Below are 26,799 nucleotides of genomic sequence, written 5' to 3' on the forward strand. Positions count from 1 at the left end.
TCGCACTGGATCACGGGGATCCCAGCACGTCGGGCTGAGAGCCGTCCTCTGCGAACCGCAGCGCCAGCGCCGTCCCGATCTCGTAGTGGCGCAACAGGAAGGCGCGCTCGTCGAGCCGCTTGCGCCGGAGCCAGGAAGTGACCTCGTCATTGCACTTGCTCGCGTTGCACGAGCCGCAGGCGGGAGCGATGTTGTCGAGCGTGTAGCGGCCGCCGCGTGAGATCGGCAGCACGCAGTCACGCTGCAGCGGCTTGTCGGTCGCGCCGCAATAGGCGCAGCCGTTCCACGCGTCCTTGAGCGCGGTCCACTGCTCGTCGCTGAGGTCGTGCGTGACGCGTGCCATCCGGCGTTTGCGGCGTCGCGCGTACGTCGCCTTGCGCGTGCGGTTGACGACCATGGCGCCAGCGTAACCCCGCAGGGTCCGGTGGCCGGGTAGCACCACGGGCGCGGAGCTACGCGCCCACTCGCTCGCCCGCCCCGACGTAGGCTGCGAGGTGGCGGGCCGTGAGGGTCGCGGCATCCGTCGACGCCGACTCGACGAGCTCGGCCGGGGTGCCCTCGAACACGATGCGGCCGCCGTCGTGGCCGGCGCCCGGGCCGAGGTCGATGATCCAGTCGGCGTGCGCCATGACCGCCTGGTGGTGCTCGATGACGATGACCGAATTGCCGTCGTCGACGAGCCGGTCGAGCAGCGCGAGCAGCTTGTCGACGTCGGCGAGGTGCAGGCCCGACGTCGGCTCGTCGAGCACGTAGATCGAGCCGGCCTTCGCCATGCTGATGGCGAGCTTCAGCCGCTGCCGCTCGCCACCCGACAGCGTGTTGAGCGACTGCCCGAGACCGAGGTAGCCGATGCCGACGTCGCTGAGGCGTTGGAGCACCGCGCGGGCGGGCTTCTCTTCGAAGAACTCGAGCGCCTCGTCGGCCGAGAGGTCGAGCACCTCGCTGATGTTCTTGCCGCGCAGGGTGTAGCCGAGCACCTCGGCGGTGAACCGCTTGCCGCCGCACTCCTCGCAGACGCTCGCGACGCCGGCCATCATCGCGAGGTCCATGTAGACGAGCCCGATGCCCTTGCAGTTCGGGCACGCCCCTGCGGAGTTCGCACTGAAGAGCGCGGGCTTCACGCCGTTCGCCTTCGCGAACGCAGTGCGGATGGTGTCGAGCAGCCCGGTGTAGGTCGCGGGGTTCGAGCGTCGCGACCCGCGGATGGGCGATTGGTCGACGACCACGACGTTCGGATGCTGCGGCACGTTGCCGTGGATGAGCGACGACTTGCCCGATCCGGCCACTCCCGTGACGACGGTGAGCACGCCGAGCGGGATGTCGACGTCGACGCCCTGCAGGTTGTGCTGCGTGGCGCCGCGGATCGGGAGGCGCCCGGATGCTGCGCGCACGTCGTCTCGCAACTGCGCGCGGTGGTCGAGGTGCCGGCCCGTGAGCGTGTCGGAGGAGCGGAGGCCGGCGACATCCCCGGCGAAGCAGACGGTGCCGCCCGCCGTGCCGGCACCGGGACCGAGGTCGACGACGTGATCGGCGATCTCGATGACCTCGGGCTTGTGCTCGACGACGAGCACGGTGTTGCCCTTGTCGCGCAGGCGCACCAGCAGCTCGTTCATGCGCTGGATGTCGTGCGGGTGCAGGCCCACCGTGGGCTCGTCGAAGACGTAGGTGATGTCGGTGAGCGGCGAGCCGAGGTGCCGGATCATCTTCACGCGCTGCGCCTCGCCGCCCGAGAGCGTGCCGGAGGTGCGGTCGAGACTGAGGTAGCCGAGTCCGATCTCGACGAACGAGTCGATCGTCTGCTTGAGCATCTCGACGAGCGGGCCGATGGCCGGGTCGGTCAGGTCGTCGAGCCAGCCGGCGAGGTCGGAGATCTGCATGGTTGCGGCATCCGCGATGTTGATGCCCTTGATCTTCGACGAGAGCGCCTCTTGGTTGAGGCGCGAGCCGCCGCACTCGGGACATGCCGTGAAGGTGACGGCTCGATCGACGAAGGCGCGGATGTGCGGCTGCATCGCGTCGCGGTCTTTCGAGAGCAGGCTCTTCTGCACCTTGGGCACGAGGCCCTCGTAGCTCATGTTGATGCTCTGCACCTTGACCTTGACCGGCTCTTTGTAGAGGAAGTCGTGGAGCTCCTGCTCGGTGTAGTCGCGGATCTTCTTGTCGGGGTCGACGAATCCCGACTCGCTGTAGATGCGCACCATCCAGCCGTCGGCCGTGTAACCGGGGATCGTGATCGCGCCCTCGGCGAGGGACTTGTCGCGGTCGAACAACTGGTCGAGGTCGATGTCGTTGACCTCGCCCATGCCCCCGCAGCGCGGGCACATGCCGGCCGGCACGTTGAAGCTGAAGTGGAAGCTCGGGCCGATGTGGGGCTTGCCGAGCCGGCTGAAGATGATGCGGAGCATCGCGTGCGCGTCGGTCGCGGTGCCGACCGTGGAACGCGAGTTCGCGCCCATGCGCTCCTGGTCGACGATGATCGCGGCACTGATGTTGCGGAGCGAGTCGACATCGGGGCGCGAGGGCGAGCCCATGAAGGTCTGCAGGAACGCCGAGTACGTCTCGTTGATGAGCCGCTGCGACTCCGCGGCGATCGTGCCGAAGACGAGGCTCGACTTGCCCGACCCGGAGACACCCGTGAAGACCGTGAGGCGGCGCTTCGGGATGTCGAGCGAGACGTCTTTCAGGTTGTTCTCGCGCGCCCCGCGTACCTCGATGAGGTCATGCGTGTCGGCGAGGTGGTTCGTGTCGGTCATGCGTTCTGCTCCCCGTGTCCGAGGTCGATTCAAGCACGACCGGGTGACGTCCGCGCGGAATCGCGGCGGATCGCGGCGCCGGTGAAGATCCGGTTGCTGCCGAGGTGAGTCGGGCGACGTGTCGTTGTTCGGTGCAACGGCCATCGTCGCGAATGCCGGGGTCGTCCACGATGGGGAGGGCTGCCCGGGATCTCAGGCGACAGATATTACGGTCCGGAGAACTCGGCCGGAACGCCCGATTCAGGCGCCGCCGGCGAGCGTACGCTGAGGCCATGCCCGACACGAACGGCCGCGCGCGGCGATGGCCGCTGCCCGCTGCAGCGGGGGTGGCATCCGTCGCCTTCGGAGCCGGCGTCGGCGAGCTCGCCGCCGCGCTGCTCGCCCCCGCCTCGAGCCCGTTCGTCGTCGTCGGCTCGCTGCTCATCGATATCGCGCCGCCGTGGGCGAAGGATGCCGCGATCGCCCTGTTCGGCCTGGCCGACAAGGCCGCGCTGCTCATCGGCATCGGCATCGTGGCACTGCTCCTCGCCGCCGTCGCCGGAGTGCTCGAGCAGCGCCGGCCACCGCTCGGACGCATCATCATCGGCCTCTTCGGGGTCGTCGGCGCGGTGGCGGCGTCGACGCGCGCCGGGTCGTCGCTGCTCGCGATCGCCCCCTCGGCCGTCGCGGCGATCGCGGGCGTGCTGGCCCTCACCTTCCTCGTGCGACGGCTGCCGGTGACGGATGCCGCAGAGCCGGCCGCGCCCGCAGCGCTGGAGGTACCCTCGGAGCCCGCCGCACCTGCTGCACCCGCCGACCTCGACGACCGAACCGAACCCGGCGGCCTCGACCGTCGTCGCTTCCTCGGCTGGGCCGGCGGCGCGGCCGCCCTCGGCGCGCTCGCTGCGCTCGGCGGCTACGCGCTGCAGGCGGGCTCGCGCGCCGTGACGGCCGTGCGCGAGGCGATCACCCTGCCGCGGGCCGCGAAGACGGCCAGCGTTCCGGCGAGCGCGGAACTCGGGCTCGACGGCCTCGCCCGGGTGATCACGCCGAACGCCGAGTTCTACCGGATCGACACCGCCCTCGCCGTGCCCAACGTCGACCCGGGCGGCTGGAGCCTGCGCATCCACGGCATGGTCGAGCGAGAGGTCACGATCACGTGGGACGAGCTGCTCGCCCTGCCGCTCGAGGAGAGCGCCACGACGCTCGCGTGCGTCTCGAACGAGGTGGGCGGCAGCCTCATCGGCAATGCCGTGTGGCTGGGGCATCCGATCCGCGAACTGCTCGCCCGAGCCGCTCCCACCGCCGACGCCGACATGGTGCTCTCGCGCAGCGTCGACGGGTTCACGGCGAGCACCCCGCTGCAGGTGCTGCAGGACGACCGCGACGCGATCCTCGCGGTGGGGATGAACGGCGAGCCGCTGCCTCCTGAGCACGGGTTCCCGGTGCGCATGGTCGTGCCGGGCCTGTACGGATATGTCTCGGCGACGAAGTGGGTCGTCGAGCTCGAGGTCACGCGGTTCGACGCGGCATCCGCCTACTGGACCGACCGCGGCTGGAGCGAGCGTGGGCCCATCAAGATCTCGTCGCGCATCGACGTGCCGCGCCCCGGGCAGTCGCTCGACGCCGGCCCGCTCGTGATCGCGGGCGTCGCGTGGCACCAGCACACCGGCATCTCGCGCGTCGAGGTCCAGATCGACGACGGCCCGTGGGCCGACGCGACCCTCGCCACCGCGATCTCGATCGACACGTGGGTGCAGTGGCGCTACGACTGGGATGCCGCGGCGGGCTCGCACCTCGTGCGCGTGCGGGCCACCGGCGCCGATGGCGAGGTGCAGACCGCAGAGCGGCAGGGCGTCGTGCCCGACGGCGCGACGGGCCTGCACGAGGTCCGCGTCGAGGTCCGCTGACCGAGCACACGAGCGATCCGTCCAGGTGAGCTGAGCGACGCACCCTCACCCGCCGTCGAGCGTCCCCTCGAGTAGCGCGCCGGGCTTGTAGACGGCGCAGAGCACGACTCGATCACCCGATTCCCACTCCTCTCTCGAGGGGAGGAACCGCTCGATGGCGAGTTCGGATGCGTCGGCCCGTTCACCGACCTTCCCGGTGAAGGCATCGTCGCACCGTTCGGCTGCCGTGGCATCGATGGCGTCAACCGAGTACGGAGCCGCCGGCAGCGACTCGACGTGGAGCGTCTCGTACCCGTGCGGTGCATCGCACCAGACGGTCAGGGCGGTGCGTCCGTCGGAGTTGGTGAAGCAGTCCCCGACCGAGAGCGCTCGAATGTCGACCGCTTGCCCGTATTCCGCCGTCGAGCCGTCCCAAGCGTCGATTCGCGGCATCCCGTCGGTCGCACCGATCCATTCCCACGCGGTCGCCGAGACACCGGACTGGGTCTGCACCGTCACGGGTGCGAAGAGGCCGGACTCGAGCGCCGTCTGCTCACGCATGAACGCGTCCGCCGTGTCGGGGTCGAGCGTGAGAACAAAGCCCGGAATCTCTCCACCGGGCTCGAACTTCGCCGCGGGATATCCAAGGCCCGAGTCGTAGAGCAGGCCTTCGACGACGGCTCGGGTCGACGACTCGACGTACTCCTTGATCTCGCCGTACCGGGACTCGCCCGGCATCGACGACCCGTAGGTGAATACGCGCACTGCGGTGCTGTCGGTGGACGTCGTCGCCGGGGCGGGCGGCGCGTCATTCCGAGGAAGGCCGACGAAGACCCCGATCGCCGTGACCGCGACGGCGGCGACGCCGGCCATTGCCGAGATTCCTGCTGGTGTCCACCAGCTGCGGTGACCGGCAGGCCCCGCCGATGTCTCAACGGCGGACGGTGCGGGATCTGGCGAGTCGGGATTCGACATGGAGCACCTCGAGCGATCTTCGGACGTTCGGCGTCGAAGAGAGCTGTCGCATCGTCGCCGCGGCGTCCGCCGGATGCGCTCAGCATATGCCCGCGCCTCGGTGATCCGGGAGGTTTCCCACTGGGGCGGCACTCAGTCCGGGAACGACTCGAGGTGCTCTCGCGCCAACCGCGCGGGCGCCCTGGCGAGCCACGCCTCGGCGATGACCTCCGAGAGCCGGCGGCGAGAGATCCGATCCAGCCGGATGAGCACGATGGGCCAGCCGTCGAAGTGCCGGGTCGTGAAGAAGACCGACCTGTCGTCGGCGATGAGGGCGTGCTTGACCGCCTCGTCCTCCACGCGGGCAGCGAGCACGGGGCCGCCCTGTGCGTCGAGGTGCAACTCTTCGAGGTCCGCGCGGCGCAAGTGCCGCTCCCACACGAAAGCCTTGTGGTGCACCCGCCAGTGCGCCTCGCCCCGACTCAGGCTTTCACTCGTGTCGGGCAGGGCGAGGGCGAGCTCGCGAACGTCGTCCCAGGCGGCCATGCCGAAACCATACGCCGCTTCACCGAATGTCGCGCCTCCTACCCACCGTCGCAGCAGCGAGCGGCGGGGTGCTCGGCGGCGGGATGCGGCGGGAGCCTGTCGCCTCGAACGCGGCCGCGAGGGCGAGCAGGGCCGTGTCGTCGTAGGCGCGTCCGGCGAACGTGAGGCCCACCGGTATCCGGATGTCGCTCATCAACCCCATCGGCACGGTCACGGTCGGGATGCCGAGGTGCCGCGGCACGAGGTTGCCGTTCGCGACCCACACGCCGTTGCGCCAGCCGAGGTCGGCGGATGCCTCGTTCACGTCCATGTCGGCCGAGCCGACGTCGGCGACCGCGGGGAAGACCACGGCGTCGAGGCCGAGGGAATCCATCCACTCCTCGAGGTCGAGGCGGCGGGTCTCCTCGAGGCCGCGGATGCCGACCTCGAGCTCGGGCATGTCGGCGAAGGTGGTGTCGGGGTGCGCGCGCGCCCACTCCGGATACTCGGCGATGGCGTCGTCGAAGCCCGTGTAGCGGTCGGGCAGCGCGCCCTCGGGATGCGGGAAGATGCGCGCGCCGTCGACCTCGGCGAGCGAGTGCAGCGCGGGGTCGCCGTTCGCCTCGAGGAAGTCGTTCCACGCCCACGCCGACAGGTCGACGATCTCGCGGTGCAGGTACTCGGGCGAGACGAGTCCGCGCGTCGCGATGGTGGGCGCACCTGGACGATCGCCCTCGTAGTTCGACACGACCGGGAAGTCGACCTCGACCACCTCGGCGCCGGCGACCTCCAGATCGCGGCAAGCCGCCTCCCAGAGCTCGATGACGGATGCCCGTGTCTCGATGCGCCGGCCGGTGGATCCGCCGATCCCCGGGGTGCGTCCGGGCTCGGCGGTGCCCGCGCCGGGATCCGCGTTGAGGTACATGCGCGGCACGCCGAATCGCTTGCCCGCGAGCGCGAGGCGACGGCGGGCGAGGGAGCGGTACGACGGCGGGCGCACCGCCGACGCGGCCGGGATCCTGATCCACGGTTGCACCCGCCAGAAGTCTCCACGGGCATCGGGGTCGTCGGCGACGATGACGTCGAGCACCTCGAGCAGGTCGGCCATGGTGCGCGTGTGCGGCACGACGACGTCCATCGTCGGCACGAGCGGCCAGTTGCCGCGCACCGAGATGACGCCCCTCGAGGGGGTGTACGCGCAGAGCGCGTTGTTCGAGGCGGGCGCACGGCCCGACGACCAGGTCTCCTCGCCGAGGCCGAACGCGGCGAAGCTCGCCGCAGTCGCCGTGCCCGACCCGTTCGAGGAGCCCGACCCGAACGCCGCGGTGAGGTAGTCGGCGTTGTACGGACTCTCGGCACGGCCGTAGACGCCCCGCTGCATGCCGCCGTTGGCCATCGGCGGCATGTTCGTGAGTCCGATGAGCACCGCGCCCGCCGCGCGGAGTCGCTCGATCGTGAACGCGTCGCGCTGGGCGACGAGGTGCTCGAACGCGGGGCTGCCGGCTGCGGCGGTGAGTCCGCGGGCGAGGTAACTGTCCTTGGCGGTGTACGGGATGCCGTCGAGCGGCCCGAAGGTCTCGCCACGGGCGCGTCGGGCGTCGGATGCCCGAGCGTCGACGAGCGCGTCGGGATTCAGCACGACGACCGCGTTGAGCGCCGTCGACGTGCCAGGACGGTCGTACGCCTCGATGCGGTCGAGGTACGCCTGCGTCAGTTCGACGCTCGTGATGCGCCCTGCCTCGAGCGCGGCACGCAGGTCGGCAATGGATGCCTCGACGACGTCGAGCGGCTCCCCCGCAGTCATCGCGTCACCGCCGGCTGCTGCTGGGTGATGCAGTGGATGCCGCCGCCGCGCGCGAGGATCGGCCGCGCGTCGACGGTGACGACGCGTCGTCCGGGGTAGGCGGCGGCGAGGAGCTCCCGCGCTGCGGCATCCGCTCGCTCATCGCCGTAGCCGCAGGCGATCACGCCGCCGTTGACGACGAGGTGGTTCACGTAGTTCCAGTCGACGAATCCCTCGTCGTCGCGGAGTGTCGACGGCGCGGGCAGGTCGATGAGGTCGAAGCTGCTGCCCGCGGCATCCGTCGCCTCGGAAAGGAACGAGCGGATGCCGCGCATCATGTCATGGTCGGGATGCTCGGGATTCGGCTGCTCGTGCACGAGCAGCGTGCCCGGCGACGGGATCGTCGCGACCATGTCGACGTGGCCGCGGGTGCCGAAGTCCTCGTAGTCGCGGGTGAGGCCGCGCGGGAGCCAGATCACGTGGGTCGCGCCGACTGTGCGGGCGAGCTCCGCCTCGACGCGTGCCTTGTCGGCGTAGGGATTGCGGCCCGGATCGAGCTGCACCGTCTCGGTGACGAGCACCGTGCCCTCGCCGTCGACGTGGATCGCGCCGCCCTCGTTCACGAGCATCGACGACACGAGCTCGGCGCCCGCGGCATCCGTCACGAAGCGGCCGATCTCGCGGTCGTTCTGCCACGTCGCCCACGAGGGCGCACCCCAGGCGTTGAAGACCCAGTCGACGCCGCCGAGCACGTCCGGACGCTCGTCGTCGACGACGAACGACGGGCCCATGTCGCGCATCCAGTAGTCGTCGAGCGGGGCCTCGAGCTGCTCGATCTCCGCGGAGAGCATGCGGCGGGCACGGTCTCGCTCGACCGGGTCGACGACCATCACGACGGGCTCGAACTCGGCGACGGCGTGCGCCACCGCGGTCCACGTGGCATACGCCTCCTCGGCCGAGCCCGGGTCGCTGCCGAGCGTGATGCCCGGCCGTGGGAACGCCATCCACGTGCGCTCGTGCGGCGCGGTCTCCGCGGGCATGCGCCACGTCATGCTGGCACCTCCTGGTTGCGGGCTCCGGATGCCACGGCGACCGCGCCTGCCCCAGGGGCAACGTCTGCGGCATCCGCCACCTCATCATCGCCCGCGGATGCCGCCGGCCGGGCTGCCGGGTCGCGGTACGGCCGCGTGGTGAGCCACAGCACGGCGTACAACCCGCCTGCGAGGAGAGGGCCGACGAGCGCCGAGAGGTCGGCGCCGCCGAGTGCCGCGGCGATCGGGCCGACGTAGAGCGTCGTGTTGGCCATGAGCACGGCAATTGTCGTGGCGCCGACCATGGCGATGACGCCCGGCCAGAACACGCCGCCGCGGTACCAGAACGGGCTGCCGCGGCGCTCGTCGGTGAGGGCGAGTCCGTCGTAGCGGTTCCGGCGCAACAGGATGTCGACGGCGTACACCGCGACGAGCGGGCCGAGCACCGTCACGGCCAGCTCGAGCGACGCGTTCAGCGTGTCGAAGAAGCTCGGCGCGATGAAGAGCAGCCACGCGGCGGCGGCGGTCGCGGCGGCACCCGTGATGACGACGGTCACGGCGCGCGAGACGCGGAAGCCGAGGCCCTGCGCGTACAGCCCGGTCGAGTAGGCGACGAGCACGTTGTTCGTGATGCTCGAGAGCACGATCATGCCGAGGAAGACCGGCGTGAACCACGCGGGCACGATCTCGGCGATCGTGAGCTGCGGGTCGGTCATGTCGATCGCGGTGCCCGCGACGACGCCGAGCGTGCCGATGACGATGGCGGGGATGAAGCCGCCGAGCGCGGTCCACCAGGCCACCGCCCGCTTCGAGACATCCGCCGGCAGGTAGCGGGCGTAGTCGGCGCCGGTGCCCCACGACAGCGGACTCGACGCGACGATCGCGAAGCCGAGGAGGAGCATGGCCCAGTGCTCGGCCGGCGCGAGCGGCTCGGGCGTGTACGAGAAGTCGGCCGCGCCGAACACGAACACGGCGAGCACGATGAAGACCACGGCGAGCGCAGCGGAGAAGTACGGCGCGAGCTTCAGGATCGTCGCGTGCCCGTAGACGCCGATGACGAAGCTGAGCCCGGCGACGAGGATGAGCACCGCCCACTCGAAGCCGGCCGGCAGGGCGATGCCGAATTGCGCGATGAGCGCGAGCGCCGCGAGCGTTGCGAAGGCGATGTTGATGATCTCGTAGAAGATGCCGATCGCCACGCCGAGCCCGGCGCCGAACACTCGGCTGCCCCGGACGCCGAACATCGCGCGCATGATCGCCACGCTCGGCGTGCCCGAGGCGGGACCGCTGATCGCGAGCCAGCCGACGGCGGTCCACCAGAGGTTGCCGAGCACGGTGATGAGCAGCGCCTCCCAGAGCGAGAGGCCGAGGAGCATGAGCACCCCGCCGATGACGAAGTACAGGTAGATGACGTTCGCCGACATCCACACCCAGAACAGCTCGCGGGGGCGGCCGTGCCGCTCGGATGCCGGGATATGGTCGGCGCCGTGCGTCTCGACGTGGCCGGCACGGTCGGTGGGAGGCGGGGCTGCCGCTGCGGCGGTTGCCGCCTGGCGGTCGATGGCTTCGTTGCTCATGAGGTGGACTCTCTCGACACGATCGGGGGACTCGATCTACTATTGATCGCACGATCAATAAGTTGCAACGACGTTATCTACACTGAGGTCACCATGTCAAGACCCCCTCGCAAGAAGGCCGCCCGCAAGTCGCCGGGCGAGCGCGCCGCCGAGATCACGGATGCCGCACGCGACCTCGCCCGCGAGCAGGGGCTCACCGCCGTGACGTTGCGAGGGATCGCCGCTCGCATCGACGTCGCCCCTGCTCTCGTCGCCCATTACGAACCCAACATGGACGCGCTCATCGCCGCGACCTTCGCCACGATCGTCGCCGCCGAGATCGAGGAGGTCGACGAACTGCTCGCCTCGTTGCCGACGCCGACCGCTCGCATGGCCGCGCTCATCGACACGCTCCTCGACGGCACTCGCGACGACGTCACCGTCGTGTGGGTCGAGGCGTGGGGCCTCGGTCGTCGCAACGACGCGCTCGCGGCATCCGTGCGGGAACAGATGGACGCGTGGCAGGAGGTCGTGCAGGGCGTCATCGAGGCGGGCGTGGCGAGCGGTGAGTTCGAGACGCCGGATGCCGCATCCGTCGCCTGGCAGCTCCTCGGCATGATCGACGGGCTGAACGCGCAAGCGCTCGTGCGCTGGGGCGACGCGCGCGCTCGAGGTTCGCTCATCGGGCATGCACTCGAGGGCATGCTCGGGATGCGCCGGGGCGCGCTCACCGGGGCGTAGCGACGGTCGCCTCGGCGTGTGACGTCGTGCCCTGAATGTCGGTGCCCGCAGGTAGCGTGAACACGAGACGAACGGAGGAGCCGATGTATCTGGTCGACGGCACCGTCGTCACGAGCGCGAGCGATCTGAAGAAGGCGTCCGAGTGCGAGTTCGCGTTCCTGCGCGCGCTCGACGCGAAGCTCGGCCGCATCGACCCGGTTCCCGACCCCGAAGACGCGATGCTCGAGCGATCGGGCCGCATGGGCGACGCGCACGAGCACCGCGTGCTCGAGGCATACCGGGCCGAGCTCGGCGCGGCCGTCGTCGAGATCGAGCGGCCCGACGTGCGCGACGCGGCCGCCGTGGCCGCCGCCGTCGAAGCGACGCAGGCGGCGTTCGCGGCGGGTGCCCCGATCGTGTTCCAGGCCACCTTCGCCGACGAGGGGTTCATCGGCTTCGCCGACTTCATCGTGCGCCAGCCCGACGGGCGCTACCTCGTGCAAGACTCCAAGCTCGCCCGCCGCGCGCGCGTCACCGCGCTGCTGCAGCTCGCGGCCTATGCCGAGCAGCTCGAGCGCACGGGCGTCCCCTGCGCCGACACCGTCGAGCTCCTCCTCGGCGACGGCACCACGAGCGTGCATCGCCTCGACGACATCGCCCCCGTCTACCGGTTGCGCCGGGCACGGCTCGAGCAGATCATCGCCGACCGGCTCGCCGAGCCGGGCCCGGTCCAGTGGGGTGATCCGCGCTACGCGCTCGACGGCCGCTGCCCCACGTGCGACCTCGAGGTGCAGGCGCACCGCGACGTGCTGCTCGTGGCGGGCTTGCGCGTCACGCAACGAGCGGCCCTGTTCGACGTGGGCATCACGACGATCGACGAGCTCGCGGCATCCGAAGGGCACATCGACGGCATCCTCGACGCCACGATCGAGAACCACCGGGTGCAGGCGCGCCTGCAGCTCGAGGCCGAGGCAGCAGAACGGCGAGCCGATGCCGCAGGCCCGCGCCCCGAGGGTGCACCGCCGCTGCCGCCTCCCGTGGTCGTGCGCGACGCGGCGTCGCTCGCCGCGATCCCCGAGCCCGACGCCGGCGACCTCTTCTTCGACTTCGAGGGCGATCCGCTCTACACCGAGGGCCCGGCAACCGAGTGGGGCATCGACTACCTCTTCGGCATGATCGACAACGACGAGCAGTTCACGCCGCTCTGGGCGCACAGCTTCGCCGAAGAGCGAGTGGCGCTCGAACGCTTCCTCGAGCTCGTGGCGCTGCGACGGGCGGCCCATCCGGGCATGCACATCTACCACTACGCGAGCTACGAGCGCACGCACCTGCTCTCGATCGCGGCGCGTCACGGCGTCGGCGAGGCCGCGGTCGACCAGTTGCTCGCCGACGGCGTGCTCGTCGACCTCTACCCCATCGTGAAGCGCGCGGTTCGCGTCGGCAGCCGTTCCTATTCGATCAAGAAGCTCGAGCCGCTCTACATGGGTTCCGAGCTGCGCGAGGCCGAGGTGAAGTCGGGCGGCGACTCGATCCTCGAGTACGTGCGCGCCCGTGAGCTCGCCGCGACCGGCGAGGTCGACCCTGCCACCGGTCTCGCGGGCACTGCCGCGGCCCAGCACGTGCTCGACGACCTCGCCGACTACAACCGTTACGACTGCGTGTCGACGCTGCGCCTGCGCGATTGGCTGCTCGGGCTCGCGCGCGCGGCCGGGGTCGAGCCCGTGCCCGAGTCGCTCCTGGTCGAAGCGGCGAGGGCCTCGGGCAAGATCTACGAGCCGTCGCCGCTGGCCCTCGAGCTGCAGCGCATCGCCGGCCCGCCCGACGACCCCACGCGAGACGCCGACCACACGGCGCTCGCCCTCGCCGCCGCGGCGATCGACTACCACGATCGCGAGTCGAAGAGCTTCTGGTGGTCGCACTTCTTCCGCATCGAGCAGCCGCTCGAGGCCTGGGAGGATCACCGCGACGTGCTCGTCGTCGACCCCGCCCAATCCGAGGTCGTGCAGCGGTGGTATCGCGAAGACCAGCACCGCACCGATCGCCGGCACGTGAAACTGCGAGGCCGCATCGCGCCCGGTTCCCGGTTCGGCGTCGGCGCCGAACTCTTCGCGCTCTACGAGCCGCCGGTTCCGTTCCCGCGGATCGGTCTGCGCCCCGGCTCGCGTGGGCAGAACTCGGTGCGGGTCCTCGAGCTCCTCGACGACGGGCTCATCGTCGAAGAGCGCGCCATCGCGGGCATGACGTGGTCGGAGCTGCCCATGGCGATCGTGCCGGGCACGCCCCCGCCTGCCGGCCGGCAGCAGGGTGCGATCCTCGAGTGGGCCGGGCTCATTGAGCGGATGCATCCGGTGTGGCCCAGGAATCCCGCCGTCGACGTGCTGCGCCGCACTCACCCGCGCAGCCGGGGAGGGCTCGCACCGCTCGCGGCGGCGCCCGACTACGTGGCCGCGGTCGTCGACTCGCTCGGTCGCCTCGACGACTCGTATCTCGCCGTGCAGGGCCCTCCCGGCACGGGCAAGACCTACGTCGCCTCTCGCGTGATCGCCGAGCTCGTGGGCCGTTATCGGTGGCGCATCGGCGTCGTCGCGCAATCGCACGCGGTCGTCGAGAACGTGCTCGACGCGGTCGTCGCCGCGGGGCTCGCACCCGATCTCGTCGCCAAGGCCCCGAAGGATGCGCGAGCGCCCGGCACGCACGCGTACCTCGCGATCACGAAAGACGGCGTCGCCGACTACAGCGCGGCACACCAGGCGTCCGGATTCGTCATCGGCGGCACCGCGTGGGACTTCGCGAACGCCGACCGCGTCCCTCGCGGCTCGCTCGACCTGCTCGTGATCGACGAGGCCGGGCAGTTCTCGCTCGCGTCGACGATCGCCACCGCTGTCGCGGCCCGCAACCTGCTGCTCCTCGGCGACCCGCAGCAGCTGCCGCAAGTGAGCCAGGGCAACCACCCCGAGCCGATCGACACGTCGGCGCTCGGCTGGATCGCCGACGGGCACGACGTGCTGCCGCCCGAATACGGCTACTTCCTCGCCGAGAGCCGGCGCATGCATCCCGCGGTCGCCGGGCCAGTGTCGCGCCTCTCCTACGAGGGCGAGTTGCGCTCGCATCCGGTCGCGTCGCTGCGCTCGCTCCACGGCGTTTCTCCCGGGCTCACGACGGTGCCGATCGAGCACGCCGGCAACACGACCTCGTCGCCAGAAGAGGCCGAGGCGGTCGTCGAGCTCGTGGGCATGCTGCTCGGTCGTGCGTGGTCAGAGGTGATCCCGCCCACCGGCGCCGACGTCGAGGTGTCCGAGTCCACCGGCGCGCTTGCGGCGCTCGAGTCGACCGATGAGCTCCCGCCCACCGACGTACTGCTGCCGACCGATGCACTGCCCACGGATGCCGCGCTGCCGACGCGATCTCGGCCGCTCGCGCAGCGCGACCTCATCGTCGTCACGCCCTACAACGCACAGCTCACGGTCGTGCGCGCCGCCCTCGACGAGGCCGGCTATCACGACGTCCCCGTCGGCACCGTCGACAAGTTCCAGGGCCAGGAGGCGGCGATCGCGATCGTGTCGCTCGCCGCATCCTCGGCGGCGGCAGCCCCGCGCGGCGTCGAGTTCCTGCTGCTGAAGAACCGTCTCAACGTCGCGATCTCGCGAGCGAAATGGGCGGCATACCTCATCTACTCGCCGGGATTGCTCGACGCCCTGCCGCGAACCCCCGAGGGAGTGGCCCAGCTCAGCGCGTTCATCCGGCTCGTCGGAGCCGGGCAGGACACCTCGGTCGATGATGCCGAGTTCAGCGGAGCCGCCCTCATCCGGCCGTGAGCTTCGCGACGATTCCGTCGATCCGTCGCTGCCGGCAGAGTCTGCCACCTCGTGCTCGCTGGGAATACCCCACAGGGTGCGTACGTAGGTTAGGGGTATGACGTCCCCCGTGAGCTCTGACCTGTACCCCGAACGCATCACCATGTACGGCGCCGACTGGTGCCGGGACTGCCGCCGCTCGAAAGCCCTGCTCGACGATCGCGGCATCGACTACGACTACATCGACCTCGAGGCCGTCGTCGACGGCGCCGATCGCGCCAAGGCGATCAGCGGTCGCACGCAGATTCCCGTGGTCGTGTTCCCCGACGGCTCGCACTTCACCGAGCCCACCGACGCAGAGCTCGTCGCGAAGCTCGACGAGGCCATCGCGGCCTGAGTCGCCGACCTGAATCACCGGAGGCCGGGGTGCGCATGCACCCCGGCCTCCGACGTTCGACGGCTGCGAGGATCAGTCCCCCGCGAACGCCGCCACGGGCTCGCGACCCGCGAACTCGGGAACGGGCTCGCTCGCGGCATCCGTCGTCCCCTCGTCGTCGACGGCAGGAGTTCGCCGCCCCCAGACAGCGAACAGCACGAGGGCGACCGTGAGGAACACCGTGCCGCCGAGCAGCGCCGCCGCGATGCCCCGGGCCTCGCCGCCGCTCACCGCGATCGCGGCGAACACGGTGGTGAGCCCGGCGACGCCGATGGATCCGCCGAGCTGCTGCATCCCCTGCAGGAGGCTCGACGCCTGGCTCGTCTCCGAGCGGAGGGCCTGCGCCATCACGATCGACGTGATCGGCGCGAACGTGAGGCCCGCGCCGAAACCGAGCACGAGGGCCGGGCCCAAGATGCCGGTGAGGAACGTGCTCGCGGTGCCGAGCTGGGCCATCCAGAGCATGCCGCCGGCAAGGCCCGTGAGTCCCGCAAGGGCGACGACCCGCTCGCCGAGCGCGGCGACGAGCCGCGGCGTGAACTGGTTCACGATGAGCATCGTGCCGACGAACGGCAGCAGCGCGAGGCCCGTGCCGAGCGGGTCGTAGCCGAGCACGTTCTGCGTGAAGAGCGTCGCGAAGTAGAAGAACCCGAACATGCCGGCCGGCACGAGCAGCATCACCCAGAACGGCACGGCCGTGCGGGTCGACGCGAAGTAGTGCAACTGCACGACGGGGCTCGCGTGCCGCCGCTCGATGAGGACGAGCGCCACGAGCGATGCGGTCGCGACGACGAACGCCGCGATGGTGCGCGGGTCGGTCCAGCTCGACTCGGCTGCGGTCGTGAACCCGTAGACGAGGGCGACCATGGCGATCGTCGAGGTGAGGGCGCCCCCGACATCGAGTCGCGCAGGGCTGCGGTCGGTCTCGCGCAGGAATGCGATCGCGCCGGCGATGATCACGAGCCCGATCGGCACGTTCACGAACATCACCCACTCCCACCCGAGGCTCGTCGTGAGCACTCCGCCCAGGATGAGGCCGATGGCGCCGCCTGAGCCCGCAGCGAGCACGAAGAGCGACATCGCGCGATTGCGCTGGGCGCCCGGCACGGTGTTCGCCATCAGGAGCACGAGGGTGCTCGGCGCCGCGAGGGCTGCGCCGATGCCCTGCAGCACCCGGGCGAAGATCAGCATCTCGGGGCTGACGGCGAATCCACCGAGAGCGGATGCCGCGATGAACACGACGACGCCGATGATGAGCGCTCGGCGCGCTCCGAGCATCGAGCCGATGCGTCCGCTCAACAGGATGAGGCCGGCGAAGGCGAGTGCGTAGGAGGTGACCACCCAGGAGAGGTTGGCGGCCGTGAAGCCGAGTTCGTCCTGGATGTGGGGGAGGGCGACGTTCACGATGCTCGCGTCGACCACGAGCATGAGCTGCGTGATGAAGACGACGATGAGGCCGAGCAGCGTTCGGCCGGTCAGCCGGGCCGTGGTCGGTGTGGCGAGGGAGGGTGGTGCTGCGGTCATACTGGTGCTCCTGGTCCCGCTGGGGTAATCTCGTATCCGGAGAGAGTCTCCTGTTTTGTCTGAGTCGACGATACGGAGACAGTCTCCGCTTTGTCAAGAGCAGTCGAGAGATTCAATTGGTTGGAGTTCGAGTGAGCGTGGATACTGCCGCACCGGCGCGGCCCATGCGCGCCGATGCACGGCGCAATTACGAAGCGATCGTGCGAGTGGCGGGCGAGGCCTTCGCGGAGCACGGCACGCACGCCTCGCTCGATGACATCGCGTGTCGCGCGGGCGTCGGCCCCGGCACGCTGTACCGCCACTTCCCCAACCGTGAGTGCCTGCTCGAGGCCGCGCTCGTCGACAGCCGCCACGAACTGCAGGCGCTCGGCGGCAGGCTCCTCGATGCGGCAGACGCGGGCGCCGCGCTCGACGAGTGGATGCTCGCCCTCGCACGTCACTCCGGCAGGTGGGACGGCCTCGCTGACTCGATCACCCAATCGCTCCGCGATGAGAAGTCCCCGCTCGGGGCATCATGCAGCACCCTGCTCGACGCCACCGCGCATCTCCTCGACCGCGCGAAGGAGCAAGGGGCGGTCACTGCGGATGCCTCGGCCCGCGAGCTCTTCGTGATGGCCGGCTCGCTCGCGTGGGCAGCAGACCGCGCAGCACGCGGCAGCGGCGAAGACGAACTGCCGCGCCTGCTCTCGCTCCTCATGCGCGGCCTCCGCTAGGAGCCCGCAGCCTGCCGACTCACCGCAGCGCGGGCACGGCCTCCTGCAGCGCGGGCATGACCTCGCGCTCGAAGAGCTCGAGCCCCGAGCGGTCGTAGGCCGCCTCGGGGAAGTAGTGGATCGAGTAGCCGAGCCCGAGCTCCTGCCGCTCGGCGAGCCGCGCCACGACCTGCTCGGGCGTTCCGACCGCGATGGCGTTGCCGGAGCGATACTCCGCCATCACGCTCGCCGTCTTCTCGGGGCCGAGGTGCGGCGCGAGGCGCGCTTCGATCGCATCGAGGCGACGCGCGACATCCGCCGCCGACGTGCCGATGACGGTGTTGAAGTCTGAGCTCCGCACGATCGCGTCGAAGTCGGTGCCGAGGGTCTCGCAGTGACCGCGCAGCACCTCGGTCTTGTGGGCGAACTCCTCGGCAGTGCCGGCGAAGTTCGTGTACGAGGCATACTTCGCCGCGATCTTCAGCGTGACCTTCTCACCGCCGCCGGCGATCCAGAAGGGGATGCCGCCGGGCTGGAGCGGCAGCGGCCGCACGATCGCGCCGTCGACCTGGTAGTGCGTGCCGTCGAGCGTGGCCGTGCCGGTGGTCCACGCCTGGTGCATGATCTCGACGCCCTCGCGCAAGCGGGCCAGCCGCTCGGGCACGGGCGGGAAGCCGTAGCCATACGCCCGCCACTCGTGCTCGTACCATCCGCCGCCGATGCCCATCTCGATGCGCCCTCCAGAGATGAGGTCGGCCGTCGCCGCGACCTTTGCGAGGTAGGCGGGGTTGCGGTAGCTCATGCACGTGCACATCTGGCCGAGCCGGATGCGGCTTGTGGATGCCGCGAACGCCGAGATGAGCGACCAGGCCTCGTGAGTGGCCTCGGTCTCGCTCGGCACGGGCGTCGTGTGGAAGTGGTCGTAGACCCAGATCGACTCCCAGCCGGAATCGGCGGCATCGGCGCGCTGCGCAATGCCGCGCATCGCCTCCCAGTGCTCGGCCGGCTCGATGCCGACGAGATCGTAACGCCAACCCTGGGGAACGAACATTCCGAAACGCATGGGTTCAAGCCTACGTCGGCCACCCCCGATCGGCAGGCGCTTTCCACAGGGGGCAGGCCGACGGATGCCGCGAGCCGGCGGTCCCCGATCTCCTACGCCAGTGCGACCTACGCCAGCGCGAACCGCAACTCGGCCATCGCGGGCCCCGACCAGACGTCGCCGTCGAGGTCGTCGCTGCGCACCGTGACCACCTTGCCGCCTTTCGCCATCACGAGCAGTGCAAGTTGCGGCAGCAGGTCGCCCGCGTGCGTGCCGTCGTTGAGCTCCTCGCCTGCGCCGTTGCCCTTGGCGAACTGCACTGCACCCGACTCGCGGTCGAGCGTGCCGTTCACCGAGGTCGTGAAGTCGAACCAGAGGCACTCCACCGCGCCGTCGGCGGCTTCTCGGGCGATCGCGGCGAGGTCGCGCTCGACACGACCCGCCGTTCCCTCCCTGAGCTGCCGCAACGCCGACTCGGCCTCTCGGATGTTGAGCTTCGCGAGCTGTTGGCGCGCCGCGTCGTCGATCTCGGCCCCGCCGAGCCGATCGGGCGCACCGGCGAGCGCCACCACCCGTCGCCCGTTGCGGTGCCGCTCGATGAAGAGGCTGAGGAGGGGTTCAGTGGCGAACACGAAGAGCGGAACCCGTTCTTCGGCGTCACGCTGCTGGAGCTCCCGGCGCACGACGTCGGAGACGCGCTTCGCATAGAGGTCGAGCAGGGTCTTCCGGCCCTCGTCGCCGGTCAGCCTGCTGGCGCCGCCCTGGCTCGTGCTCCCCGTGCCGCGATGGACGCCGCGTGGCCGCTCCTCGCCGGGTTCGCGGTTCGTGGCCTCGTCGAGGTTCGCCGTGCCCGCGGGGTCGACGTCGAGCTTCGCCGCACGCTCGACCGGCGTGGCGTGCCAGAGGCCCCATTCGTGCGCCGACAGTGTCAGCGCATAGGCCTCCTGATCTTGGCTCGGCGCGCGCAGCAACTGCCCGAGCGTGAAGTGGGACCCGACGTGCACGGCGTCGTCGAGCCGATTCGGCAGCACGAAGATCTCACTGAAGCCCGGTGCGACGAAGATCGCCATCGAGCGGGCCAGCGAGCCCCACAACTGTTGGTCGGCCAGGATCCGATCCCGTTCGGCGCGGAACTCGGCCACGACCGGACCGGCGGCGTCGGCCGCCCTGACCTGTTCGATCGCATCGTCGAAGGCGCTCTTGACCCCGACCTCCGCCCGTTCGCGTTCGCTTACGACGGGCGACGTCGACACGTAGATCGTGATCGCAGGATCATGTACCCCTGCCAGTGCTGCGAAATCGGCGGTGGTGGGCAATTCGTAGTGGACCGTCATCGTTCCTCCCCCGGAGTCGCGCGACAGCGGTGTCGCTCACTCCAGCCTATGAAGGCTCGGGCGTGAGCGACACCCCAACTCAGCAACCGCTCAGCGACCGACCGGGTGGTTCGAACGGATGACTCCGGTCGGATCGACCGCGTTCTTCACCGCGCGCAACCGCTCGATCCGGTCGCCGAACAGGCGTTCGGCGGGCCGGGACTGCTCCGAGAAATTGAGGTAGTCGAGTTCGGCTCGCCACGGCTCCACGCGTGAGAGCAGGCGGCCGAGGGATGCCGCGAGCGCCTGTTCGGTGCCGGGATCCGCGATCCCCACGCCGAACACGAGGTACTCGGCGTCGAAGCCCGCGGTGACGCCCGGCAGGGGCGTGCCGCGCTCACCCGCGGAGGCCAGCGCGGCGTCGGGCGCGAGTGCGCCCCCGGCGTGACGGATCTCGGCCGAGAGGAGGGCGCTGCCGGAATCCGGACCTGCCGCCTCGAGGAAGGCGCGAACCGCAGCCGGCGGCAGGGACGAGAGCATCATGCCGTCGCCGTAACCGGGCGTCGGCGCCGGCGGGTCCATGTGCAGCTGGAGCAACTCGGCGGTCGGCTGCGGATGCACGGAATCCATCGCGGGGTGGAGGGCACGCAGCGGAGCAAGCAGCTCGTCGACCCGGGCCGGCGACTCCTGGATGGCAGCCTCGACGACGACGAACGACTGGCCGGAGAGGAACGGCGGCAGCTCGGGCATCGGCGGGAAGCGAAGGAGCCGACCGATGGAGGTGACGGAGTCGGGCACCTCGGTGGTCCATGCCGCCCAGGCCTGCAGCACCTCTTCGGCGCGCTCGATCGGCCAGAACAGCGTGCCGGCGACGATCTCGGCGACCGGGAACAGGCGGAACTCGAGCGCGGTGACCACGCCGAAGTCGCCACCGCCACCGCGGAGCGCCCAGAACAGCTCGCCGTCGTGCTCGGCGTCGACGCGGCGCTCGACGCCGTCGGCGGTGACGAGCTCGATCGCCAGCACCTGGTTGGCGGCGAGTCCGTGCGAACGGGCGAGCCAGCTGACGCCTCCGCCGAGCGTGTAGCCGACGACGCCGACGTCATGGGACGATCCGGCGAGCGCGGCGAGGCCATGCGGTGCCACGGCGGCGACGACATCGGCCCAGAGCGCGCCGGGCTCGACTCGGGCGACGCGCGCCTCGGCGTCGACCTCGACACCGCGCAACTCCGACGTGCGCAACAGGATCACGTCGGCGAGCCCGGCGTGGGCGAGCGGGCCGGCGTTGTGGCCGGTCGCCTGCGCGGCGACGGAGAGACCGAGTCCCTTCGCCGCGCGCACCGTCTGCGCGAGGTCATCGGTGCTCGCGGCGACCACGACGGCGGCCGGCCGCTGGTCGATCGCGAGGTTCCAGGCCGCGCGATCCTCGTCCCACCCGGCATCGCCGGCGATCACGAGACGACCGTCGAGGCGCTCGCGAAGCAGCGCGAGCGCCTCGGGCAGCGGGAGCTCGGCGACCTCGTCGTGGAGGGGGCGCCCCACGGAGAGGTCGATGACGGGGGCGGTGTCGCCGGGAATGGTGGTCGCCATGGGCGCTGCGGGCGCCACGGGCACGGCGTCGGGACCGGGAGGCACAGGGGTGTTCACGGGTGGTTCCTTTCGGGTTGCGGGGTCGCGGGCCAGCTGCCTCGTTGCGGGCGGCGGCGGCCGGCGGGGAATCCGGCGGCGTTCACGACGGGCTCCATCCCACGACATGCGGCAGCGAGCCGCACCAGTGCGACCCCTCCGATCGGCTCAGGGTTATCCCGAGGGCCGGCGGCACGGAATACACGTCGTCCCGCCGGAGTTCCCCCACATGATGACTGCCACGACCCGCCTCTCCGTGCTCGACCTCGTTCCCGTGCGCACCGGCCAATCGAGCGCGGGTGCCGTCGCGGCATCCGTTCGCCTCGCCCAGCTCGCCGACCGCCTCGGGTACACGCGCTACTGGTTCGCCGAGCACCACAACATGCCTGCCGTCGCCTCGACCACCCCGCCCGTGCTCGTGGCCGCGATCGCCGCGCGCACCGAGCGCATTCGCGTCGGCTCGGGCGGCGTCATGCTGCCGAACCACGCGCCGCTCGTCGTCGCCGAGCAGTTCGCGGCACTCGAGGCGCTCGCGCCGGGTCGCATCGATCTCGGCATCGGGCGCGCGCCGGGCAGCGACCCGGTGATCACGCAACTCCTGCGCATCTCGGGACCGACGGCCGACGTCGACCGGTTCCCCGATCACGTCGCCGACATCCTCAGCCTGTTGAGCCCCGACGGAGCGAACCTGCGACTCACGAGCGGGCGCGAGTACGCGATCACGGCGACCCCGGCTGCGACGGATGTCCCGACGGTCTGGCTCCTCGGATCGAGCGACTATTCCGCGAAGCTCGCCGCCGAGCTCGGGCTGCCCTACGTCTTCGCGAACCACTTCTCGGGCGAAGGCCTCGAGCGTGCGCTCGAGCTGTACCGCACCGAGTACCAGCCCAGCGAGGCTCATCCGGCACCCGAGACCTTCCTCACGGTCAACGCGTCGGTGGCGCCCACGGCCGAGGAGGCACGGGCTCGCGCGCTGCCGCAGTTGCGGTCGATGGCCCGGCTGCGCCTGAACCTGCCGATGCGCGCGCTCGAGACGATCGAAGAGGCTGCGAACGCACCCGCCGACTCGAACGCCGACGAGCTCATCGCCGGGATGGAACGACGGTGGATCATCGCGGATGCCGCGGGCGCGGCATCCGAGCTCCGCCGCCTCGCCGAGCGGCACGGCATCGACGAGGTCATGATCTCGCCGATCGGCGGCTCATTCGTTGCCGAGCCGACGGATGCCACGCCGGGTCGCGAGCAGACGCTCGCGTTGCTCGCCGGCGAACTGCTCGGCGGTCAGCCGCCGAAGGACCGATCGGACCGCACCATCGAAGCGGCGACCGCCTCGGCCGACGCGTAGACCCGCGCCTCCCACGGGGCGAGGGTTGCCGTCGGTTCGCCGCCGGGGCCGTTCGTGAGCAGGGGCTGCGCGCCCGTCCAGCGCACGGCGAGCTCCACGGGGAAGACCGGACCGCGCTCGACCGAGGAGAGGTTCGTGACGACGAGCAGGCGCTCGTCGCCGTGCACGCGTTCGAAGGCGAAGATCGCCGGGTGCCCCGCATCCGCTTGCTCGAAGCTGCCGTGCGCGACGACCGGCAGCTCGTGACGCAACGCGATGAGCCGCCGGTAGTACTCGAAGACCGACTCGGGGTCGCCGTATTGCGCTGAGGCGTTGATGCGGTCGTGGTTCGGGTTCACGGCGATCCACGGCTCGCCCGTGGTGAAGCCCGCATTCGGTGAGGCGTCCCACTGCACGGGCGTGCGCGCGTGGTCGCGGCTCATCGCTCCGAGCCCGATGACGGCCTCGGCCGGCGGCGTGCCGCCCGCGACATCCTGCGCGTAGTAGTTCAGCGACTCGACGTCGCGGTACTCGGAGATGGCCGAGAACGGCGCATTCGTCATGCCGAGCTCCTCGCCCTGGTAGACGTAGGGCGTGCCGCGCTGCAGGTGCAGCATCGTGGCGAGCGCCGTCGCCGACTCGCGCCAGTAGTCGCCGTCGTCGCCGAAGCGGCTCACCGAGCGTGCCTGGTCGTGGTTCGAGAGGTAGAGGCTGTTCCAGCCGGACTCAGCGAGGGCGACCTGCCAACGGGCAAGGGACGCCGCAAGCTCGCCGGGGGCGAGCGGTCTCGGGCGGAACTTCGAGACGCCGTGGTCGAGGCCGACGTGCTCGAACTGGAACACCATGTCGACCTCGCGGCGGGCGGGGTCGGTGAAGAGCCGGGCCTCCTCCATCGTGACGCCGGGCGTCTCACCGACGGTGATCAGGCCCTCACGCCCGTCGAAGACCTCGCGGTGCATCTCCTGAATGAACTCGTGCAGGCGCGGGCCGCCGGCCGTGAAGGCGAACCCGTCGCCGTACGGGTGCCCGTCGCGTACGGGGCCGTCGGGTAGGGCGGGATGCTTCGAGATGAGGTTGATGACGTCCATGCGGAAGCCGTCGACACCACGGTCGAGCCACCACCGCATCATCTCGTAGACTGCCGCGCGCACCTCGGGGTTCTCCCAGTTGAGGTCGGGCTGCTTGCGGTCGAAGAGATGCAGGTAGTACTCGCCCGTGGTCTCGTCGAAGGCCCACGTCGACCCCGAGAAGAACGACTCCCAGTTGTTCGGCTCGGCGCCGGGCTGCCCGCGAGTGAAGCCCTCGCGGGGCGGCCGCCACCAGTACCAGTCGCGCTTCGGGTTGTCGCGCGAGGAGCGGGACTCGATGAACCACGGATGCTCGTCGGAGGTGTGGTTCACGACGAGGTCCATGACGAGCTTCATGCCCCGGTCGTGCACCGCGGCGAGCAGCGCGTCGAAATCGTCGAGCGTGCCGAAGACCGGGTCAATGTCTCGATAGTCGCTGATGTCGTAGCCGTTGTCGGCGTGCGGCGAACGGTAGATCGGCGAGAGCCACACGACGTCGACGCCGAGTCGCTCGAGGTGGTCGAGCCGATTCAGGATGCCGCGGAGGTCGCCGATGCCATTGCCGTCGGAGTCCTGGAAGCTCCGCGGATACACCTGATAGACGACGGCGGACTTCCACCAGTCGCGTGCGATGGTCTCGGTCGCCTCGGCGCGTTCAGGATCGGACATTCATCCAGCGTACGGCGGGCGCCGCGGCATCCGCAGGCCCGCCGGCCGCTGCTGTGTGCCTCGCGGTCAGGCCGCGAGGCCGAGCCGGCGCAGGTCGTCGCTCGTGGCGCGGAACTCGTCGCCTTCGGCGATCGAGAACTCGCGCGGCACCCGGGCGCCGTTCTGCACGCGCGCGCCTTCGCCGATGACGGCGTACGGGCCGACGACGGCGTTGCGGCCGACGACGGCGCGTCGTCCGACGTGCACGTTCACGCCCACGACCGCGCGCTCGGCGACGATCGCGTCACGGTCGACCCAGCCACCTGGGCCGATCGAGGCGTTGCGCTGCACTTCGGCTCCGGGGTCGACGTAGGCCGTCGGGTCGACGAACGCAGTCGGGTCGACCTTCGCGGTCGTGGCGACGAGGCCACGGCCGTTCACGTGCTTGCGGTAGCGACGCAGGACTCCGGCTTCGTCTTCGAACTCGACATAGCTGATGCCCACGTTCTCCTCCTTCCGAGACGTGGCGGCTCCACGTCCGAACACTGATACAACATCGGAGCTGACCGGGGCATTCCCGACTTTCGGTCGCAAAGCTGAACGCTTGCGGGGTGTCAGCTCGGTGCCAGCCCTGAACGTGGGACGGGCCAGCACCGAAACCGGCTCGATTCGCTTGTCGAGGCATCCTCGACCTCGCTAGTTTCACTGCTCGTGCGCGGTTCCCGCCGGCATGACCACGCGGCATTCCGCGAAGGTCGAAACCAATCCGGAAGACGCAACCCCCATGTCGAACTACCTCCTCTGCGCGAATCCCATCCAAGGTCACGCCGCCCCCATCATCGCCATCGCCCGTGACCTCGTCGCACGCGGACACGACGTCACCGTGCTCACCGGGTCGCGCTTCCGCGATGCGGTCGAGGCGGCCGGCGCCGCACATCGCACGCTCGGCGGAATCGCCGACTTCGATGACCGCGTCATCCAGGATCACCTGCCCGACCGCGACCGGTACCGCGGCATCGCCAAGCTGCAATACGACATCCAGACGATCTTCATCAAGACCGTCCCCGACCAGACCCGCGCGGTCGAGGCCGCCGTGGCCGAGCTCGCACCCGACGCGATCCTCGTCGAGGCCGCGTTCGCCGGCATCATCCCGTTGCTGCTCGACGGACGGGCGAACCGTCCGGCGGTGCTCGCCGTCGGCGTGGTGCCGCTCAGCCAGGCGAGCGTCGATGCGGCACCGTACGGCCTCGGGCTCGCGCCCAAGCCGGGCGCCTTCGGGCGCGCGCGCAACCGAGTGCTCAACCTGCTCGTGCAGAAGGTGATCTTCCGCCAGACGCAGCGGCTCGCGAACGAGACGATGGTGGCCCTCGGGCGCCCGAAGCTCCACGAGTTCATCCTCGACCAGTCGCGGCTCTTCGACCGCTTCCTGCAGCTCTCGCCGTCGGAGTTCGAGTACCCGCGCAGCGATCTCTCCTCGAACCTCCGCTTCGTCGGCACCGTACTGCCGCCCGCTCCCGTCGCGGGCCCGCTGCCCGCCTGGTGGTCGGAGCTCGACGGCGAACGCCCCGTCGTGCACGTCACGCAGGGCACGATCGACAACAAGGACTTCGACCGCCTCGTGCGCCCGACCCTCGACGCCCTCGCCGACCTCGATGTGCTCGTCGTGGTCGCCACCGGCGGCCGTCCCGTCGAGGAGCTCGGCGAGCTGCCCGGGAACGCCCGCGCGGCGGAGTTCCTCCCCTACGACCTGCTGTTCCCCAAGACCGACGTGTTCGTCACGAACGCGGGCTTCGGCGGCACGCAGTACGCGCTCAGCCACGGTGTTCCGCTCGTCACCGCGGGCGAGACCGAGGACAAGCCTGAGGTCTCCATGCGCGCCGAGTACATCGGCGTCGGCGTGAACCTCAAGACCGGCACGCCGAAGGCTGCGGCGATCCGCGCCGGGGTCGAGCGGGTGCTCGGCGACCCGGGGTTCCGCGAGCGGGCGGTCGCCCTCGCGGCCCGCATCGAGGAGTACGACACGTTCGGCGAGATCGAGGCCGAGCTCGAGTCGGCGGTGCGCTCGGCGCGGTTGCAGCTCGAGGCCCCGGCCGGCTGAACGGCGGCGCACGGCGGCGCACGGGGGCCGGGTCGCTTGGGTGGG

General features: G+C 70.5%; 20 protein-coding genes. 7 read left to right on the forward strand and 13 right to left on the reverse strand.

The window, feature by feature from the left end:
• Nucleotides 1–10: 10 nt before the first annotated feature.
• Both QFZ29_RS15045 and QFZ29_RS15050 read right to left on the reverse strand, forming a co-directional pair.
• Nucleotides 11–397, reverse strand: coding sequence for an HNH endonuclease (locus QFZ29_RS15045; RefSeq protein WP_306894853.1), 387 nt, complete (start codon nt 395–397; stop codon nt 11–13).
• Between the two features lie 55 nt (nt 398–452).
• The gene (locus tag QFZ29_RS15050; protein WP_306894854.1) at nt 453–2,753 is read right to left on the reverse strand and encodes an excinuclease ABC subunit UvrA; all 2,301 of its coding nucleotides are present in this window, start codon (nt 2,751–2,753) and stop codon (nt 453–455) included.
• Between the two features lie 272 nt (nt 2,754–3,025).
• On the opposite strand from QFZ29_RS15050, the gene QFZ29_RS15055 reads away from it, so the two are divergent.
• Nucleotides 3,026–4,642, forward strand: coding sequence for a molybdopterin-dependent oxidoreductase (locus QFZ29_RS15055; protein ID WP_306894855.1), 1,617 nt, complete (start codon nt 3,026–3,028; stop codon nt 4,640–4,642).
• 45 nt (nt 4,643–4,687) lie between these two features.
• Here QFZ29_RS15055 and QFZ29_RS15060 read toward each other — a convergent pair whose 3' ends face one another.
• From QFZ29_RS15060 to QFZ29_RS15080, 5 genes are all read right to left on the reverse strand, one after another.
• Nucleotides 4,688–5,494 (reverse strand): septum formation family protein, encoded by an 807-nt coding sequence (locus QFZ29_RS15060; RefSeq protein ID WP_306894856.1) that lies wholly within the window; start codon nt 5,492–5,494, stop codon nt 4,688–4,690.
• A gap of 234 nt (nt 5,495–5,728) precedes the next feature.
• Nucleotides 5,729–6,121 carry an MmcQ/YjbR family DNA-binding protein gene (locus QFZ29_RS15065; RefSeq protein WP_306894857.1) on the reverse strand — a complete coding sequence of 131 codons (393 nt, stop codon included), beginning with the start codon at nt 6,119–6,121 and terminating at the stop codon, nt 5,729–5,731.
• Nucleotides 6,122–6,140: 19 nt separating this feature from the next.
• On the reverse strand, nt 6,141–7,904 hold the full coding sequence (locus QFZ29_RS15070) for an amidase (protein ID WP_306894858.1): 1,764 nt from the start codon (nt 7,902–7,904) through the stop codon (nt 6,141–6,143).
• Complete coding sequence (locus QFZ29_RS15075) at nt 7,901–8,935, reverse strand: agmatine deiminase family protein (RefSeq protein ID WP_306894859.1); 1,035 nt, start codon at nt 8,933–8,935, stop codon at nt 7,901–7,903. Before QFZ29_RS15075 ends, QFZ29_RS15070 begins: the two co-directional genes overlap by 4 nt.
• Nucleotides 8,932–10,491: a purine-cytosine permease family protein gene (locus QFZ29_RS15080; protein WP_306894860.1), complete on the reverse strand. Its 1,560-nt coding sequence runs from the start codon at nt 10,489–10,491 to the stop codon at nt 8,932–8,934. The genes QFZ29_RS15075 and QFZ29_RS15080 overlap by 4 nt, the downstream gene beginning before the upstream one ends.
• Before the next feature lie 93 nt (nt 10,492–10,584).
• Between QFZ29_RS15080 and QFZ29_RS15085 the strand changes: the two genes are divergently transcribed.
• From QFZ29_RS15085 to QFZ29_RS15095, 3 genes are all read left to right on the forward strand, one after another.
• A complete protein-coding gene (locus tag QFZ29_RS15085; RefSeq protein ID WP_306894861.1) occupies nt 10,585–11,211 on the forward strand; it encodes a TetR/AcrR family transcriptional regulator in 627 nt (208 codons plus the stop codon).
• Nucleotides 11,212–11,294: 83 nt separating this feature from the next.
• Nucleotides 11,295–15,005, forward strand: coding sequence for a TM0106 family RecB-like putative nuclease (locus QFZ29_RS15090; RefSeq protein ID WP_306894862.1), 3,711 nt, complete (start codon nt 11,295–11,297; stop codon nt 15,003–15,005).
• Between the two features lie 97 nt (nt 15,006–15,102).
• The gene (locus tag QFZ29_RS15095) at nt 15,103–15,381 is read left to right on the forward strand and encodes a glutaredoxin family protein (protein ID WP_306894863.1); all 279 of its coding nucleotides are present in this window, start codon (nt 15,103–15,105) and stop codon (nt 15,379–15,381) included.
• Between the two features lie 72 nt (nt 15,382–15,453).
• Here QFZ29_RS15095 and QFZ29_RS15100 read toward each other — a convergent pair whose 3' ends face one another.
• Complete coding sequence (locus QFZ29_RS15100; RefSeq protein WP_306894864.1) at nt 15,454–16,944, reverse strand: DHA2 family efflux MFS transporter permease subunit; 1,491 nt, start codon at nt 16,942–16,944, stop codon at nt 15,454–15,456.
• Between the two features lie 137 nt (nt 16,945–17,081).
• On the opposite strand from QFZ29_RS15100, the gene QFZ29_RS15105 reads away from it, so the two are divergent.
• Nucleotides 17,082–17,657: a TetR/AcrR family transcriptional regulator gene (locus QFZ29_RS15105; protein ID WP_306894865.1), complete on the forward strand. Its 576-nt coding sequence runs from the start codon at nt 17,082–17,084 to the stop codon at nt 17,655–17,657.
• Nucleotides 17,658–17,676: 19 nt separating this feature from the next.
• Here QFZ29_RS15105 and QFZ29_RS15110 read toward each other — a convergent pair whose 3' ends face one another.
• The 3 genes from QFZ29_RS15110 to QFZ29_RS15120 all read right to left on the reverse strand — a co-directional run bounded on the left by QFZ29_RS15110 (nt 17,677) and on the right by QFZ29_RS15120 (nt 21,638).
• On the reverse strand, nt 17,677–18,699 hold the full coding sequence (locus tag QFZ29_RS15110) for an LLM class F420-dependent oxidoreductase (RefSeq protein WP_306894866.1): 1,023 nt from the start codon (nt 18,697–18,699) through the stop codon (nt 17,677–17,679).
• Nucleotides 18,700–18,806: 107 nt separating this feature from the next.
• On the reverse strand, nt 18,807–20,012 hold the full coding sequence (locus tag QFZ29_RS15115; protein ID WP_306894867.1) for a baeRF11 domain-containing protein: 1,206 nt from the start codon (nt 20,010–20,012) through the stop codon (nt 18,807–18,809).
• A 90-nt stretch (nt 20,013–20,102) separates the two neighbouring features.
• On the reverse strand, nt 20,103–21,638 hold the full coding sequence (locus QFZ29_RS15120) for an FAD-binding oxidoreductase (protein WP_306894868.1): 1,536 nt from the start codon (nt 21,636–21,638) through the stop codon (nt 20,103–20,105).
• Between the two features lie 208 nt (nt 21,639–21,846).
• On the opposite strand from QFZ29_RS15120, the gene QFZ29_RS15125 reads away from it, so the two are divergent.
• Nucleotides 21,847–22,962 carry an LLM class flavin-dependent oxidoreductase gene (locus QFZ29_RS15125; RefSeq protein WP_306894869.1) on the forward strand — a complete coding sequence of 372 codons (1,116 nt, stop codon included), beginning with the start codon at nt 21,847–21,849 and terminating at the stop codon, nt 22,960–22,962.
• On the opposite strand, the gene QFZ29_RS15130 is transcribed toward QFZ29_RS15125, so the two are convergent.
• Nucleotides 22,899–24,677, reverse strand: coding sequence for an alpha-glucosidase (locus QFZ29_RS15130; protein WP_306894870.1), 1,779 nt, complete (start codon nt 24,675–24,677; stop codon nt 22,899–22,901). The two genes, QFZ29_RS15125 and QFZ29_RS15130, sit on opposite strands and share 64 nt — an antisense overlap.
• A 66-nt stretch (nt 24,678–24,743) precedes the next feature.
• Nucleotides 24,744–25,160 carry a transferase gene (locus QFZ29_RS15135; RefSeq protein WP_306894871.1) on the reverse strand — a complete coding sequence of 139 codons (417 nt, stop codon included), beginning with the start codon at nt 25,158–25,160 and terminating at the stop codon, nt 24,744–24,746.
• A 280-nt stretch (nt 25,161–25,440) separates the two neighbouring features.
• Here QFZ29_RS15135 and QFZ29_RS15140 point away from each other — a divergent pair, with 280 nt between their 5' ends.
• Entirely contained in the window at nt 25,441–26,754 is a 1,314-nt protein-coding gene (locus QFZ29_RS15140) for a glycosyltransferase (RefSeq protein WP_306894872.1), read from the forward strand.
• The last annotated feature ends 45 nt before the right edge of the window (nt 26,755–26,799 follow it).

Origin of the sequence: Agromyces albus, from assembly GCF_030815405.1 — a bacterium.
GTDB classification, from domain to species: domain Bacteria; phylum Actinomycetota; class Actinomycetes; order Actinomycetales; family Microbacteriaceae; genus Agromyces; species Agromyces albus_A.